Source organism: Xanthobacter cornucopiae (assembly GCF_043195065.2).
Lineage (GTDB): Bacteria > Pseudomonadota > Alphaproteobacteria > Rhizobiales > Xanthobacteraceae > Xanthobacter.
In genome coordinates, this window is sequence record NZ_CM195531.1 from 2,303,510 (window position 1) to 2,318,187 (window position 14,678).

At 69.5% G+C, this 14,678-nt stretch carries 14 protein-coding genes; 6 read left to right on the forward strand and 8 right to left on the reverse strand.

Going from position 1 to position 14,678, the window contains the following annotated elements:
* Positions 1-4 precede the first annotated feature (4 nt).
* Together V5F53_RS10245 and V5F53_RS10250 are read left to right on the forward strand one after the other, a co-directional pair.
* The gene (locus V5F53_RS10245; RefSeq protein ID WP_393996334.1) at positions 5-754 is read left to right on the forward strand and encodes a S1 family peptidase; all 750 of its coding nucleotides are present in this window, start codon (positions 5-7) and stop codon (positions 752-754) included.
* Positions 755-756: 2 nt separating this feature from the next.
* The gene (locus V5F53_RS10250) at positions 757-1,914 is read left to right on the forward strand and encodes a transglycosylase SLT domain-containing protein (RefSeq protein WP_393996335.1); all 1,158 of its coding nucleotides are present in this window, start codon (positions 757-759) and stop codon (positions 1,912-1,914) included.
* 180 nt (positions 1,915-2,094) lie between these two features.
* Here the strand turns inward: V5F53_RS10250 and V5F53_RS10255 are convergent, their stop codons facing one another.
* The 4 genes from V5F53_RS10255 to V5F53_RS10270 form a co-directional block, all read right to left on the reverse strand.
* Entirely contained in the window at positions 2,095-3,363 is a 1,269-nt protein-coding gene (locus tag V5F53_RS10255) for a phage major capsid protein (RefSeq protein WP_393996336.1), read from the reverse strand.
* A 30-nt stretch (positions 3,364-3,393) separates the two neighbouring features.
* The gene (locus V5F53_RS10260; protein ID WP_393996337.1) at positions 3,394-3,930 is read right to left on the reverse strand and encodes an HK97 family phage prohead protease; all 537 of its coding nucleotides are present in this window, start codon (positions 3,928-3,930) and stop codon (positions 3,394-3,396) included.
* A 3-nt stretch (positions 3,931-3,933) separates the two neighbouring features.
* Positions 3,934-4,164, reverse strand: a complete 231-nt coding sequence (locus tag V5F53_RS10265; protein ID WP_393996338.1) for a hypothetical protein — start codon at positions 4,162-4,164, stop codon at positions 3,934-3,936.
* Between the two features lie 294 nt (positions 4,165-4,458).
* A complete protein-coding gene (locus V5F53_RS10270) occupies positions 4,459-4,974 on the reverse strand; it encodes a hypothetical protein (protein WP_393996339.1) in 516 nt (171 codons plus the stop codon).
* A gap of 110 nt (positions 4,975-5,084) precedes the next feature.
* Between V5F53_RS10270 and V5F53_RS10275 the strand changes: the two genes are divergently transcribed.
* The gene (locus V5F53_RS10275) at positions 5,085-5,753 is read left to right on the forward strand and encodes a PIN domain-containing protein (protein ID WP_393996340.1); all 669 of its coding nucleotides are present in this window, start codon (positions 5,085-5,087) and stop codon (positions 5,751-5,753) included.
* Positions 5,735-7,927, forward strand: coding sequence for an NACHT domain-containing protein (locus V5F53_RS10280; RefSeq protein WP_393996341.1), 2,193 nt, complete (start codon positions 5,735-5,737; stop codon positions 7,925-7,927). The genes V5F53_RS10275 and V5F53_RS10280 overlap by 19 nt, the downstream gene beginning before the upstream one ends.
* Positions 7,928-8,219: 292 nt before the next feature.
* On the opposite strand, the gene V5F53_RS10285 is transcribed toward V5F53_RS10280, so the two are convergent.
* On the reverse strand, positions 8,220-9,389 hold the full coding sequence (locus tag V5F53_RS10285; RefSeq protein WP_393996342.1) for a phage portal protein: 1,170 nt from the start codon (positions 9,387-9,389) through the stop codon (positions 8,220-8,222).
* Positions 9,390-9,518: 129 nt separating this feature from the next.
* Here V5F53_RS10285 and V5F53_RS10290 point away from each other — a divergent pair, with 129 nt between their 5' ends.
* Positions 9,519-9,800, forward strand: a complete 282-nt coding sequence (locus V5F53_RS10290) for a hypothetical protein (RefSeq protein ID WP_393996343.1) — start codon at positions 9,519-9,521, stop codon at positions 9,798-9,800.
* Between the two features lie 4 nt (positions 9,801-9,804).
* Here the strand turns inward: V5F53_RS10290 and V5F53_RS10295 are convergent, their stop codons facing one another.
* The 3 genes from V5F53_RS10295 to V5F53_RS10305 all read right to left on the reverse strand — a co-directional run bounded on the left by V5F53_RS10295 (position 9,805) and on the right by V5F53_RS10305 (position 12,760).
* Positions 9,805-11,181: a DNA-packaging protein gene (locus V5F53_RS10295; protein WP_393996344.1), complete on the reverse strand. Its 1,377-nt coding sequence runs from the start codon at positions 11,179-11,181 to the stop codon at positions 9,805-9,807.
* The gene (locus V5F53_RS10300; protein WP_393996345.1) at positions 11,078-11,656 is read right to left on the reverse strand and encodes a hypothetical protein; all 579 of its coding nucleotides are present in this window, start codon (positions 11,654-11,656) and stop codon (positions 11,078-11,080) included. Before V5F53_RS10300 ends, V5F53_RS10295 begins: the two co-directional genes overlap by 104 nt.
* Before the next feature lie 129 nt (positions 11,657-11,785).
* On the reverse strand, positions 11,786-12,760 hold the full coding sequence (locus tag V5F53_RS10305) for a GGDEF domain-containing protein (protein WP_393996346.1): 975 nt from the start codon (positions 12,758-12,760) through the stop codon (positions 11,786-11,788).
* Between the two features lie 162 nt (positions 12,761-12,922).
* On the opposite strand from V5F53_RS10305, the gene V5F53_RS10310 reads away from it, so the two are divergent.
* Positions 12,923-14,173, forward strand: coding sequence for an Hsp70 family protein (locus V5F53_RS10310; RefSeq protein ID WP_393996347.1), 1,251 nt, complete (start codon positions 12,923-12,925; stop codon positions 14,171-14,173).
* Positions 14,174-14,678 lie beyond the last annotated feature (505 nt).

Consider the following 14,678-nt stretch of genomic DNA (forward strand, 5'->3'; position numbering starts at 1 on the left):
GGGAATGATCGGTTCTCGCCCCCTCGCCGTGTTCCTTCTTGCGTGCGCGGCCCTCGGCGCGGCGCCGGCCGCGCGCGCCATGGTGGGCGGCGCGCCGGCCGACGCGGCTTTAGCCGCCCACACGGTGATGGTGGTCTCCACCCGCGGCGCCGCCTGTACCGCCACGGTGCTGGCGCCGGACCTGCTGCTGACGGCCGCCCACTGCGTGGCGCCGCAGGCCGACTATGCCGTCGCCCTCATCGGCGAGGGGCCGCCGCGGCTCATTCCGGCGGCGCGGGTGCTGGTGCATCCGCGCTTCGACGCCGACCAGTTCCGCACCCGCCGCCCCACCCCGGACATCGCCCTGGTGAAACTCTCGGCGCCGCTGCCGGAGCCATTCCGTCCCGCAGCCCTGACCGACGCCGAGGGACTGCCCGCCAAGGGCGCGCCATTCACCCTGGCCGGCTTCGGCGTGACGGCCGAGGGCGCCCCCCGGACCGCCGGCACCCTGCGCGCGGTGCGCCTGCCCTCCGTGGGCACCACCGGCGGCATCATGGTGCGCCTCTCCCCACCGCAGGGCGTGGCCGGGGCCTGCACCGGCGATTCCGGCGGGCCAGCGTTCCAGGCGGGCGCCGTTGCCGGCGTCATCGGCTGGGCCACCGGCCCCGGTGGCGCGCGCGGCTGCGGCGGCGTCACCGGCGTGACGCTGGTGTCCATCCATCGCGACTGGATCCTCTCCACCGCTGCCGCCCTCGGCAGCCCGATCGAGCGCTGACCATGGCCCCGCCGCCCCTTCCCGCGCGCATGATGCGCTGGGGCGGCGCGGCGGTGGGCGTGCTCATTCTCGGCGCGGCGGCGAGCCTCCTTCTGTCGGGCGAACAACCGGAGCGGCCGCCATCAATCCTGGCCGATACGCCCGGCCCCGCGCCGCAGACGGCCTCCGGCCGGGAGGAGGCGCGGAACCCGCCCGGCGGTGCCGTCCGAACCGCGACCGCGCCGGAGGATGCGCGCCGGGCGCCGCAGCCGGACACCCTGCGCACCGCCGAGCCGATCCCGCGCGCGGCGGGCAGCTCGCTCCAGCCCCTGCCCGGTGCGGCCAGCTCCGCCACCCCGGTGGCCCCTCCTGCCGCCGTGCCCCCTGCCGCCCCGCTCGGCAACGCCGAGGCGCGGGGCGAGAGCATCGATGCCGCCCTGTGCCGCCTCATCGACGGGGCGGCGGCCAAGGCCGGATTGCCGGCCGCCTTCCTCACCCGCCTCATCTGGCGGGAAAGCTCGTTCCGGCCGCATGTGGTGAGCCGCGCCGGGGCGCAGGGTATCGCCCAGTTCATGCCCGGCACGGCGCGCGAGCGCGGGCTGGCCAATCCCTTCGATCCGGAGGAGGCGATTCCGGCCTCGGCGGCACTGCTGGCCGATCTCAAGCGCCAGTTCGGCAGCCTGGGGCTGGCGGCGGCGGCCTATAATGCGGGACCGGGCCGCGTCTCGGGCTTCCTCGCCGGCGGCGGCCTGCCGCAGGAAACCCGCACCTACGTGCGCCTCATCACCGGCCGCACCGCCGAGGACTGGGCCACCCTGAAACGCCGCGGCGAGGCGCCGTCGCAGGAGGCGGACGCCCCCTGCCTTGCCACCCTCGCCGCCCTGCGCCAGGGTGCGCCCGCCCCGGACGCCGGGCCGAACGGCCTGTTCGCGCCATGGGGCGTGCAGATTTCCGGCAACTTTTCGAAAGACCTCGCGCTCGCCTCGTTCCGGAGGGCCGCGAGCCGCTACGACAGCGTGTTCGGCGACGCGGTGCCCGTCATCGTCGCCACCCGCATGGCCGGACGCGGCGCGCGCACCTTCTACCGGGTGCGCCTGCCGGCGCAGACGCGGGCGGAGGCCAATGCCTGGTGCAACCGCCTGCGCAAGGCCGGCGGCCCCTGCATCGTGCTGCCCAATTGAGCGCGGCGGGCGGACCGGTGGACGCCGCGCGCGGGCGGCGCCACCCTGCCCTTATCCCATCGGCCCCGGTCTTCGACCGGTGCCGATGGGGCCGCCAAGTGGAGCCGCTCAAATGGGGCCGCTCAAGCGCCGCGCGGGCTTGACCCAAGGCCCATGAGACACGCTCACGGGCCTTTGGCATTAGCTCGCGGCGAACTTCAGCAGCTTGGCGGCGTCGAAATCCTGGATGCCGCCGCCGACCCGTTTGGTGGTGTAGAACAGCACATAGGGCTTGGCCGAATAGGGATCGCGCAGCACCCGCACCCCGGCCCGGTCCACCACCAGGTAAAACCGGCGGAAGTCGCCGAAGGCGATGGCGAAGGCATCGGCCGCAATGTCCGGCATGTCCTCGCTTTCCACCACCGGAAAGCCCATCAGGCTCGCCCCCGCGCCCGCCACCGCCGGCGGCGCCCACAGGTAGTTGCCGTTCTCGTCCTTCAGCTTGCGCACCGCCGACTGGGTCCGCCGGTTCAGCACGAAGGTGGCGTTCTGGCGGTAGCCGCCCTTCAGCGCATAGACCAGCTCGATCAGCCGGTCGCCGGCATCTGCGGCGGGGAAGGCGCCGGCGGCGCCGGTGGCCACATAGCCCACCTTGTCCCAGGCCCAGGCGCTCTCCGCCACCTTGGAGTAGGCGAGGAAGCCCTTGGGCTTCGACACCCCGTTGCCGACGACGAAGGCGGCGCCCTCCTGCTCGGCGAAGGCGGCGTCCACCTCCTGGGCGATCCACTCGTCCACGTTCACCTGGGCATCGTCCAGCAGGGCCTGGGTGGCGGCGGGCATGGCATAGAGTTCCATGGCCGGATAATCGAGCGCCGCCAGCGCCGGGCTGTCGGTCTGCGGGCGGGCCGCCGTTTCCGCCGCCCAGCCGGCCACCGGGCCGGAGGTCATGAACGGCTTGCGATAGGTGCCGGCGCCGATGGTGCGCACGGTGGCGAGCGCGCGGATGGGCGACAGCGCGGCGAGCCGCCGGCCGATCTCGCTCTCGATCTCGCTCGGCACCAGATAGCCGCCATCCACCCCGGAGCCGGCGGCGAGCGCCTTCGCCTCCAGCGCCTTCAGGCCGCCGGCCGCGCCGTGGCGCACATAGGTGTCGAAGGCGCTGGCATGGAGGCCGCCCGCCGCCGCGCGGGCCGGGGCGCCCAGCGCCGGGCGCTGGGCCTTGGTGGCCAGGGCGTCGAGGCGCGCCTGGTGGGCATCGAGGGCGGCATCGATGCGCGCCACCTGCTCGGTGGCGAGCACATCGGCGCCGCGCCGCTCCACCTCGGCGAGGCGGGCGTCGTTGGCGGCCTTGTAGGCCTCGAAGGCGGAAAGGAAATCGGCGACGGCGGCGCGCGCGTCGAGGCCCGAGGGGTCGGGGGCGGCCACCTTCATCTCGGGGGCCTGGGAGGGGCTGGAGTGCAGCTGATGCATGGATGATCCTTGGCTTGGAGGAAACGGGGCTCAGCGCCCGGCGAGGCCGGCGCGCAGGCGGGCGGTGGCGCCGGCCAGCGCCAGGGCCGCCGCGGCGCCGGTGCCGCCGGGGGCGATGCGGGCGCCGGGCTGCATGGGAAAGGTGACGATGGACACCTCCCACAGGTCGATGCGGGTGAGCCGGCGCACCCGGGTGCGCGGATCGGTGCGGGCCTCCACCGCCTTGAAGCCGATGGACAGGCCGTCGAGCGCGCCCTCGGCCACCAGCGCCGCGCATTCGCGGGCGCGGGCGACGGCGGGGGAGAGCCGGCCGCGCGCGTAAAGGCCGCGCGCATCCTCCCAAAGCTCGGTCCACACGCCGATGGGCTCGGCCGGATCGTGCTGGTAGAGCATGCGCACGCCGGCGGCGCCGCGCCGGGACAGGCTCTCGGCGAAGGCGCCGGGCAGCACCAGGTCACGGCCGAGATCGGTGACCCCGAACAGGCAGGCATAGCCTTCCACGCTCAGCTCGGGCGGAGCGGCGGCGGGCGCGGCGGCGGCGCGCAGGGCGGGCTCGGGTATCGCCACGCCTCAGCCCTCCCCATTGCCGGGCTTGCGGCGCCGGCGGGTCTTGTCGAGCTTCTCCAGGGTGGCCACGAACTCGCGCAGCACCGATGCCGCGCCCATGGCGGCGCCCTGGACCGCACCGTGAGCCGCACCTTGGGCGCGGGTCTCGGCCGGCCCGTGGGCCCTGGCGCGCGCGGCCGCGCCGCCGAGCGCACGAATGCGCGGCGCCGACGCCTTCTGGAAGGGGGCACGCATGGATCGTCTCCGAAATGTGAAGGATCGAAAGGCCCGCCACGGGCCGCCGCCGCTCCCCGGCGCGCGCCGGGGCTGCAGCAAAGGGAAACGTGCGCGCCCGCGCACGAGAGCACCGGGGCGCGCACGGCAGCAGCGGGACGCAGGGCCAGAGGCGCACCGGCCCAAGGACGCGCGGGGCGAAAGGCGCGGGGGGCGAAAGGCGCACCGGTCGAAGGGCGCGTGGACGCGCGGGCGCGACGCCCGGCCGGACCGACCTACGCCGCCGGCATCCGGGCGGGCGCGGCGCCGGCGGGGTCAGCCCTTGTCGTCATAATGGGCGTTGAAGCGGGCCAGCTCGCGGATGAAGTCATCGAACCGCCGCGTCGCCCGCGCCAGTTCCCCCAGCACCCGCCAGAACGCCACCGACGCCGCAAGCGCCCACGCCAACAACGCCACATGCGCCAAATCCCCCCGCTCGGCGAAGGTGCGGATGAGGATGTCCATGGCGGGGCCTTGTGGTGTGTGGAGGGTAATGACCCATTGCTGACCCTCGTCCGCCCTTTCAGCGGCGTCCGCTTTGCGCCCCGTTTCGGACGTTCGCGCGTCTTGGCGCGACACCTGGAAGCTGCCATCCGGCGAGGTTTGCAGAAAAGGTCGCAACGGGCGGAAAACTGACTGAAGGCGTTGCGGCATGGTGGTCGCGGAAATCGACGAAAGCCGCCGTTCACGGCGATCGGGGAAACCGGGATTCATGTCCGCAATGGTCGGGATTGCACCGCGCAATTCGAACGGCGGCCGATGATGAGACATGAACGCGTCAAAGAAACTCAAGCCTATTGCACTATGCAATGGCAGCGTTCCTACGCGTGTTGTAAGATCGTCGGATCCCCCATAACGAGCGTTTTCGGGGGCGGAATGGTGGCAACCGCTGAGGAAACAACATGGCCAGACGCCCAAGGCGCACTCATGTTCTCATCGATTGGAACAGTGAACTTCACGCTCTACGTGGAGCGACTTCTTCAGAAAGCGTGGATGTTGCTCGTCGGGTTCTTAAGTCGGTATGCCGCCAGGTCGGGAAAAGCCTTCTTCAATCGGCACCCGACGAGAACTTTTTTCTATTCCTTCGCGCCTATCATGGATGGCGACGGGGCTTTGAGCCGACACCAAACCGCGCGGCACTGGAGGCGGCCCGCGTCTTCGACCCGGATGCCGATGAAGGTGGCGGCCTTAACGAGTATTCGGCGCATCCCCGACGGGTGATCGTGCGAGAGCTGGAGTTCGGGGATCGGCTGCTCGGAGCAAGGGACGAACGGCTATGTGGTCAAAGACGGGATCACCATTTGCCGAGCACCCTCCAGACCGACCGCGCCGGCATTCTGGGCGAGAAGATGGTGGACACGGCACTGGTTTCCGACTTGCTTTACCTTGCGGTAGAAGACGACGACAGTTGGCTGATCGTGGTTGGACAGGATGCGGACCTGGTTCCCGGCATCTTGACGGCAGAAGGATTGTTGCAAGGAACAGGCCGCCGCGTGGTCTATCTTGCTCGCGGCGGATTAAAGAATAGCAACCCCAAAATGGCGGAATTGGTATGGCAACGGATGAATTGACGCCCAAAGATCTGCGCCCGTTCGCGGATATCGGAACTTCGGTCGAGGTAATCGAGGCTGGGCTCCGGCTGACCAGAAACGAACTCCCTATCACGGTTTCGAGAGAGACTGCGGGTTACGTGGTTTCCGCCAATGGACAAACCCGCCACTACCCAAGCGCTGGCGCGGTCCTAGCGAGCCCGGTGTTTGCAGATCTTCCCAAGGTCGCGAGGAATCAGGCAGCTCTCCTGGCTCCTGAAAGGATGATTGGCAGACCGATCCCCATCACCTGTGGAATGAAGATAATAGAAGGACAGCTTCCGGGATGGAGTGACAGCGAAAGCCCTTGGAAGAGCCTCGATGATTGGCTGCGCACCGTTCCTTCTTCGCGGCAGCCGGACGGAACCGATTTCCTCCTGATCGACGGCCCAGCAGGTGTCGGGAAGACGACGATTGTTCGTGAGGCCGCACTGGCCTGTGCCGAGTCGTATGATGGGTCGGCACCATTGATCCTGCAAGTTATCAGCCGAGGACGCGTTCTCCAGAACATTCCGGACCTGATTGCTTTCGCGTTACAGGATATTCGGTCTAATCTGACGGTCAATCAGTTGATCGTATTGATGCGCTACGGCCTCGTAACACTGGCTATCGACGGGTTCGACGAACTTTCTGATCCCAACGGATTTGAAACAGCTTGGAGTGGCCTCAACGGCTTAATCGGAGAGGCCCGTGGCTCAGCGACATTCTTGCTTGCTGGGAGAGAAACTTTCGTATCGACCGACACGATGCGGAAGCAGTTGACCACCTTCAATACCAATCGCGACCGGCTTGCCGCCTTGTCTCTGACCGATCCAGATCCTGTCGCCGCCTGGACCTGGCTTCTTGAACAGGATGGTTGGAGCCATCAACTTCTGCAGAAAGATTTTGTCGAGCCGATTTTTGTCTATGGTTCCTATGCTCTTCGACCCTTCTTTCTGCATCTCATCTCACGAGAGCCCGAGGCCTTGGCAAGCGACCAGCCCCCGGCGTCGGACCTTTTGACCTACCTCGTGGACGCAATGACCCGCAGAGAAGCGACTAAATTCGTGGAAGCGCTTGATCCGCCGGATGGAAGCAAGGCAATCGCAAATTATGAGCTCTATGTCGGGCGCTTCCTTGAAGAAGTTGCCCGCGATCTCGCCGAGAACCAGTCAGAAGCGCTCGGCGATGACGCCCTTGATCTGCTTGCCAGGGTTGCTGCGGAAGGCCTGTTGCCCGACGATCAGATTGCCGCCGTAGCGCAACGTGCTCGAACCGTGGTGTTTCTTGCAAACGATCTGAAGGCTGGCGACGTGCGTTTTGCTCACGAGCAACTTCAGCAACATTTCTTGGCGCGCGAAGCTCTGAGGTCGGTGGGCGAAGGTGAAATTCCTCGCTATGTCAGGCGTAACTTGTTCGGTCGTGAGGCCCTGGAGGTCTTTGGCCATGTGGCGCGCGGAAAAGGGGAAGAGGCAAATCGGTTTCTGATAGCTGTCCGCAAACAGCTTGCCTCACCCTCGCGCGATCGGACCAATATCAACCTTGCCGTTCTGGGTATTGCCGCCGCATGTGCAGTGGTTCTCGACGACGCTGATCTTCAGATTAGCGATATCGGACTCGGAGAGCTTCACTTTCCATTTGCGGCGCCAGGCGGGATCAGCTTTCGGGGTACTACGATCAGTATTTTGCACGCCGCTGGCGCCGATCTGCGGAAGGTGCACTTTAGTGATGGCGTTGTCATTGTGACACTGGAGATCGACGGCCGCACACGTTTGCCTTCGCCCATCCCGCTGCCGCAAATACTGGTTAGTCAGGAGGGGACGACAGCCGACCAAAACGTTATCAAAGGGGCTTTGTCCCCAACGGAAGTTGTCAACGATCCTACCAAGCTTGTCTGGTCGGAGAGCCTTGCTGAACTCCTTGGTCGAATTGACCGCTATCGCACATTCTGGTTGCGGACGAATATAAATGATGCGGACCCGCCGGGCCGAAGGATTATCGCGCACCCGGATTGGGACAGAGTATTTTCGGCTTTGAAAGAGTTGGATCTGGTGACGGTGAAGACGCGCCAAGCTTCCGGAACATCGTCGGCATTCATTCATTTCCGGCAAGATAGCTTGCTGATGGAACATCGAGATTTGCATTGGAAGCTGATGCTGAGTGGAGGGGAGGGGTGATCCAGAAACGCGCTCGTATCGCAAGCTGATGCTCCGACGATACACCCTTGAACGGCGGCTTCGAGGCGACGCAGCGCAGCGTTCTGATAGGTCGCGAATGACCGCTTAGGGCCGCTCGCGACATCCTCGCAGCGTTAGTGAATGTTCGCTTGATCCGGACGGCCGCCAGGACCGGCCTGACCGTAGGCGGCCCCATACCAGACGTTCGGACATGCACTTAGCAAGGTCAGCAAGTGGCGCAAAGCCGAATATCGGCGTCAGACAAGGCACTTATGTCGCTTTCGTGGCCCCCTCACCCATACCCCACCGCCGCCCGCTTTTCGGTGTCGGTGAGGAAGTCGGCGGTGGCGATGCGGGACCACAGTTCGGTGCGTTCGGGGGCCAGGGCTTCCACCTGGTCGAGATCGGGGACGAGGTGGAGCGGGGCGGGGCCATAGGCGGGGGCGAGCCAGGTGGAGAGGCCTTCGGCGATGCGGCGCACCAAAGGCACTACGCTCTGGCGCCACAGGGCGCGGTTGGCCTCGGCGTAATTGGCATAGGTGTTGTCGCCGGGAATGCCCAGCAGCATGGGCGGCACCCCCACCGCCAGCGCGATCTCGCGCGCCGCGCCGTTGCGCGCCGCCTCGAAATCCATGTCCTTGGGCGAGAGCGAGAGCGGGCGCCAGTCCAGCCCGCCTTCCAGCAGCAGCGGCCGGCCGGCATTGGCCGCGCCCTGGAACGAGGCCTCCAGCTCCCCCTTCAGCCGCTCGAACTGCTCCTCGGTGAGCGATCCGGCGCCGCCATAGACCAGCGCCCCCGAGGGCCGGGCGGCGTTGTCGATGAGCGCCTTGTTCCAGGCGCTGGCGGCATTGTGCAGGTCCAGGGCCTGGGCGGCGGCCTCCAGCGGCGCGAAGCCGTAATGGTCGTCCAGCGGGTTGAAGGCGGTGAGGTGCAGCACCGGGGGCACATCGGCGCCCTCCACCAGGCTCGCCTGCGGGATGCGCAGGGTGCGCCCGTCCAGGGTATAGTCATGGGCCTGCGGCCAGCCGTCCGGCCCCGGCACCACCCGCATCCGGTCCGGGCGCAGGATGTGCAGCTCGCGCACCTGTCCCTCCACCGCCACCGCCTCCACATAGGCGTTGCCCGCCACCAGCAGGTGGCTCGCCAGCCCCTCCATGAGGGCGCCGCCGGCGAGGCGCGGATTGGGCCGCGCCAGCAGGTCCAGCATCGGGTGGGTGTCGTGCTCGCGCCCGCCCTCCATCAGCACCAAGGGCACGGTGGCCGCCGTCTCGCCGATCATGCGCACCGCCCGATAGGCGATGGCGTTGCGGGCGAAGCCCTCGCGCGCCAGCGAGGCATAGTCGCGCGGGCTCCAGCGCGCCTGCCCGGTGGACAGCAGCGCCACCAGCGCCGCCGTGCGGCTGGCCTTGGCCTCCGGCGGCGCCGGCCGGGAGCGGAACGGGGCAAGCAGCGAAGCGAACATGACGGGCTCCTTGAAAACGGACCACGGGCACCCGCAGCCGGCGCAAAACACGCGCCGGCATGGCTGTCCGGCGGCGGGGAAACTCTGTAAGCTCCACCTGGGCAAAGCTGGACGAAGCTGGGAGGGGCCATGCTCTACGCGCTGGTTCTCATCATCCATACAACCACGTACATCCAGCAGTTCACACCGGGGCCGGACTGGCCCTATCAAGTGGGATCGCCCTATTACGTCACCCAGACCGCCCAGCAGGTGGTGGCTTACTACCAGACGGAGCGCGCCTGCCGCCGCGCCACCGGCCAGCGCACCAGCGCCTGGCCGCCCCCGCGCGAGGGCCAGCGGGTGCAGGCCACCTGCATTCCCGTGGAGGCGGAGCCGCCGCCGGTGGACATCTTCGGCCGGCCGCTGCGCTGAGGGCTCACAGCCCCCGCACCCGGGGCGCGGGGGCCCGCGGGCCCAGGGCGAGCGCGGTGATGGCCCACACCAGCGCGTCCAGCCGGTCCGGCGAGCGGCCGGAGGAGAGGCCGTCCGGCCCGAAATCGCACAATTCGTCCTCCAGCGCCGGGAAGCCGCCCACATGGCGCACCCGGCCCTGTTCGTAGAGCGCGGCCACCGGCTCGGCGCGCAGATACTTGCCGCGCGTCGCCCGCACCGCGTCCACCGGCACCCCGGCATCCACCTCGGCCAGCACCGCGCGCACCATCTCGCCGCCCTGGTTCACCTCGGCCACCACCGTGTCGGCAGCGAAGCGGTGGAACAGCGCCACCGCCCGCGCCGCCCACTGGGCCGGGCGCAGGCCGGCGGCGCTCTCGTCCGCCAGCACATGAATGAGGCCCGTAGCGTCGATGCCGGCGCAGACGATGCCGCAGGCATCGGCCCCCGCCCGCGAGGAGGCCGGCGGGTCCACCGCCACCACGATCCGCGCCAGCGGCGGCGGCGCCCCGGCCCGCGCCGCCTCCAGGCCGGCGCGGGTCCATAGCGCGTCGGGGCGGTCGGCGATGATCTCGCCATCCAGCTCCTGCCGGCCCAGCCGGGTGCCGCCATAGCGCGCCAGCACCTGCGCCAGGAAGCCGGGAGCGAGATGGAAGGCGTTGTCAGCCGTGCGGGCGCGCGTCACGGCGGTGGCCGGATCGTCCAGCAGCCGGCGCAGCAAAGCGGTCGGGCGTGGGGTGGTGGTCACCATCTGCCGGGGCTGGTCGCCAAGCCGCAGGCCGAACTGCAGCATGTCGAAGGCTGCCGTGCCGCGCCGCCATTTCGCCAACTCGTCGCACCACGCGGCCCCGAACTGCGGCCCGCGCAGGCTTTCGGGATCGTCGGCGGAAAAGCCCTGGGCCACGGCGCCGTTGCCCCACTCCAGCCGGCGCCGGGAGGGTTCCCAGCGCGGCCGCTCGGCATCGGGATGGACCGCCAGCAGGCCGGACACCCCCTCCACCATCACCTCGCGCACATCGGCCATGGTTTCCGCCACCAGGGCGATGCGCCCCACCGGCCGGCCGGCGAACGGCGCCCGCCCGAGGGCGAGGCCGCGCACCCATTCGGCACCGGCGCGGGTCTTGCCGGCGCCGCGCCCGCCCAGCACCAGCCAGGTGGTCCAGGGCCCGCCACCGGCAGCGGCCGGGGGCGGCAGCTGGTCCGGCCGCGCCCAGAAGGCCCAGTCGGCGAGGAGGGCGCGCAGCTCGCCTTCGCCGAGCTCAAGAAGAAAGCGGGTCGCCTGCTCCGGCCTGCTCCTCACGCATGCGCTCAAGGCGGCGCGCAAGCTCGCGACGGAACTCATCGAGGTCGCGGACCGTGTCATCGGCGTCCTTTGCGGGTTTGGCGGCGTCGTCCTCGGCGGCGACCAGCTCGCGCAGGGTGCGGGCGATGAGGGCGAGCGCCCGGGCGTCCTTCTCGGAATCGGCGGGGGCGCGCGAGGTCCCCTCGGCACCGGCCACACGGCGGGTGCGGGTCTCGATCTCCTCCACCTGCCGTTCCGCCGCCCGCCACAGCCGCGCCAGCAGCCGCGCCCGGGGCGCGGCGACCGGGGACGGCCGGCCCGCGACGGAGGTGGCGGCGGCCGCCGCGCTCTTGAAAGTCTTGGCGGCGCGACGCCCGATGGGCTGGAGCCGCACCGAGCCATCGGCCCCCACCTCGCGGTCGATCCAGTGATAGGCGGCGCCGGTGGACAGGCCGGTGCGGGCGCAGATGTCGGCGATGGGCACGCCCTGGGCATAGAGCTGGCGTGCCAGCCCCGCCGTCGCGGGAGCCTGCCGACGCGGCGGTTTAGTGGCCATGGGAATTTCCGAAGCTGCGAGCGAGAGCGCCACCGGCCCCGCCGGGCGCAACTCTCGAACATGACGCAACCCTACCCGGACAGCGCACCGCTGTCAAGGACTAAAATCCTCATAACCCCGAAAATAGGATCAAATCCCATTTTCTGCCGGTGCCGCGGCGGGCGCCGGGAGGGCGTCCGGCTCTTCCACCAGCACCCGGTTGCGGCCGGCCATCTTGGCCGCGTAGAGGGCCTTGTCGGCGCGGCGGTAGATCTCGGCAAAGGTGTCGCCGGACCGCGCGGCGGCCACGCCACAGGAGAAGGTGTAGGAGAAGTCCGGCAGATCGGCGAGGGGACGGGAGGCGCGCACCACCGCCAGCATGCGCTCCACGATCGCCACCGCGGCCTCGCGCCCGGCGTCCGGCAGCACCAGCACGAACTCTTCGCCGCCGATGCGGCCGAAGCAGTCCGAGCGCCGGACCTGGCCGCTGATGCGCTGGGCGAAATCGCGCAGGATGGCGTCTCCCGCCTGATGGCCGTAGCGGTCGTTGATATATTTGAAATTGTCGAGGTCCAGCACGCACAGCGACCCCGCCGGGGGCAGTCCCGGCGCGGCGGCGGAACGGGCCAGCATCTCGTCGATGCGGGCGGTGACGAAGCGGCGGTTGGCAACCCCGGTGAGATCGTCCGTATGGGCCGCGCGCAAGGCCGCGTCGCGATCGAGCCGCACCGTGCGCACATCGGCGCGCAGTTCGGTGATGTCGCAGCCAACGCAGAACATCCAGCCGTCGGCGGCGACGGTCTCGTTCATCAGCAGCCAGCGGCCGTCATGCAGCTTCACTTCCATGGCGCGAAACGGCGTCTTGCCGCGCTGGGACAGGGCCGAGACCAGCCAGGCCTCCACATCGGTGACATTGAGGGCGACGCCGCGGTCGAGCACCACATTGCGGCGGACCATCGCGGCCCAGGTGGGGCTCTCGCCCTCCGCCACCCCATAGGCGGCACGGTACGCGGCATTCGCATAACGCAAACGGTCCGCCTCGTCGAAGGCGGCGAAGAGAACGGGGCTCTCTTCCTGGAGTTGACGCAGATGGGCCGCCAGATCACTCATGATGGTACCGAACATAGCCGAGTTCCGCAGCGCGCGGGAGGCCGGGAGCGAACACGGTGACATGCGCAATTCACATGACTGACAAACCAATCATGCATGCAATGCAACACCGAGGTTCCAGCCCGGCCTTGAAATGGGCGCGCAACTCTGGTCTGAAGCCCCGCCCGGGAGAATGACATGAGCGCCTGCGGCCTGGATTTCGGCACATCGAACACCACACTCGGCATCGTCGAGGACGGCCGGGCCCGGCTGTGCGCGCTGGAAGGCGCGCACGTGACCGTGCCGAGCGCGGTCTTCTTCGGCACCGACGGCACCTATCGCATCGGCCGCGCCGCCATCGAGGCGTATGTGGAGGGGGTGGAAGGCCGGCTGATGCGCGGCCTCAAATCCGTGCTCGGCAGCGCCCTGATCGACGAGACCACCCGCATTGGCCGTGAGCGGGCACCATTCCGCACGGTCATCGCCCGCTTCCTGTCCGAGGTGAAGCGCCGCGCCGAGCAGACCGCCGGGCGTCCCCTCGACGCCGTGGTGCACGGCCGGCCGGTGCATTTCGTGGACGGCGATGCCGACGGCGACCGCAAGGCCGAGGAGACCTTGCGCCGCATCGCCGGCGAGGTCGGATTTCATGAGGTGCTGTTCCAGTACGAACCGATCGCGGCCGCCCTGGACTATGAACAGCAGATCGACGCCGAGGAGCTGGCGCTGATCGCCGACATCGGCGGCGGCACCTCCGATTTCTCCATCGTGCGCATCAGCCCCGAGCGCCGGGCCCGCGTGGACCGCGCCGACGACATCCTGGCCAATGACGGCGTGCGCATCGGCGGCACCGACTTCGACCGGGTGCTGAGCCTGAGCACCCTGATGCCCCTCCTCGGCTATGGCAGCGGCATGCGGGGCAAGAAGATCGACGTGCCGTCGAGCTACTTCCACGACCTCGCCAGCTGGCACTCCATCAACCGGATCTACGAACCGAAAGTGGCGCGGGAGATCCGGGAGGTGAAGCGGGATGCCCTGGCGCCCGAGCGGCTGGAGCGGCTGGAGCAGGTGATCGAGGAACGGCGCGGGCATGCCCTGGCCGGAGCTGTGGAGGCGGTGAAGATCGACTTGGCCGAGGCCGGGCAGGCCCATCTGCCGCTGGAATGGATCGAGGCCGGCTTCACCCTGGGCGTGACCCAGCAGGAGCTGAAGGAGACCACCGCCGACCTCGCCACGCGCATCGCCCGCCGCATCGACGCCTCGCTGGCGACCGCGGGCGTGACCGCCGGCCAGATCGACGCCCTGTTCCTCACCGGCGGCTCCACCCGCCTCGCCCATGTGCGCGCCGCCATCACCGCCGCCCTGCCGCATGCCAAGGTGGTGGAGGGCGATACCTTCGGCTCGGTGGGCATCGGCCTCACCATTGAGGCCGGCCGCCGATTCGGTGGCTAGCGCGGGTTCCGCTCGCGCAGGCTCGCGGACCACGCGCCGCACTTTTTGCCGATAAGCCTCTTCAAGCGAAGCGGGGTCCGCTTCGCTTGAAGAGGCGCGCGCGCCAGAGGCCGGTGAGCTTGGCTCCCGGGCTTCCGGCGGAGCCCGCGCGGCGCCTCAGCGAACCCGCTTGGCACCGGCCATGGACCGATCCCGCGGCATGAGGTGCCGCCAAGGGACATGCGCCTGATTCGCTCCGCCTCCGGCGCACTACGCCGCGCCGGCTCCAGCCGGCCGGTCCATGCAGGCTCCGCCGCGCGAGCCGACCCGGCGTCGAAGATCGCTCACGGTCCCTACCCGCCGGCCGCGTCGGCCGCGCCCAACCATGAGACAGCGCCGCCCCCTGCCCGAAGCCGGCCCCTGCCCGAAGCCGGCCCCTGCCCGAAGCCGGCCCGGGCCACCGCCGGCGGGGGGACGCCCAGCCGCGGCGCGACGACGCTCCCGCGATCGCCGGCGGGCCGGGCGC

Excerpts from the sequence above, each read along its gene's own strand:
- V5F53_RS10245 (WP_393996334.1), top strand. The coding sequence starts at position 5 with ATGATCGGTTCTCGCCCCCTCGCCGTGTTCCTTCTTGCGTGCGCGGCC.
- V5F53_RS10250 (WP_393996335.1), top strand. The coding sequence starts at position 757 with ATGGCCCCGCCGCCCCTTCCCGCGCGCATGATGCGCTGGGGCGGCGCG.
- V5F53_RS10255 (WP_393996336.1), bottom strand. The coding sequence starts at position 3,363 with ATGCATCAGCTGCACTCCAGCCCCTCCCAGGCCCCCGAGATGAAGGTG.
- V5F53_RS10265 (WP_393996338.1), bottom strand. The coding sequence starts at position 4,164 with ATGCGTGCCCCCTTCCAGAAGGCGTCGGCGCCGCGCATTCGTGCGCTC.
- V5F53_RS10275 (WP_393996340.1), top strand. The coding sequence starts at position 5,085 with ATGGCCAGACGCCCAAGGCGCACTCATGTTCTCATCGATTGGAACAGT.
- V5F53_RS10280 (WP_393996341.1), top strand. The coding sequence starts at position 5,735 with ATGGCAACGGATGAATTGACGCCCAAAGATCTGCGCCCGTTCGCGGAT.
- V5F53_RS10285 (WP_393996342.1), bottom strand. The coding sequence starts at position 9,389 with ATGTTCGCTTCGCTGCTTGCCCCGTTCCGCTCCCGGCCGGCGCCGCCG.
- V5F53_RS10290 (WP_393996343.1), top strand. The coding sequence starts at position 9,519 with ATGCTCTACGCGCTGGTTCTCATCATCCATACAACCACGTACATCCAG.
- V5F53_RS10295 (WP_393996344.1), bottom strand. The coding sequence starts at position 11,181 with ATGACACGGTCCGCGACCTCGATGAGTTCCGTCGCGAGCTTGCGCGCC.
- V5F53_RS10300 (WP_393996345.1), bottom strand. The coding sequence starts at position 11,656 with ATGGCCACTAAACCGCCGCGTCGGCAGGCTCCCGCGACGGCGGGGCTG.
- V5F53_RS10305 (WP_393996346.1), bottom strand. The coding sequence starts at position 12,760 with ATGTTCGGTACCATCATGAGTGATCTGGCGGCCCATCTGCGTCAACTC.
- V5F53_RS10310 (WP_393996347.1), top strand. The coding sequence starts at position 12,923 with ATGAGCGCCTGCGGCCTGGATTTCGGCACATCGAACACCACACTCGGC.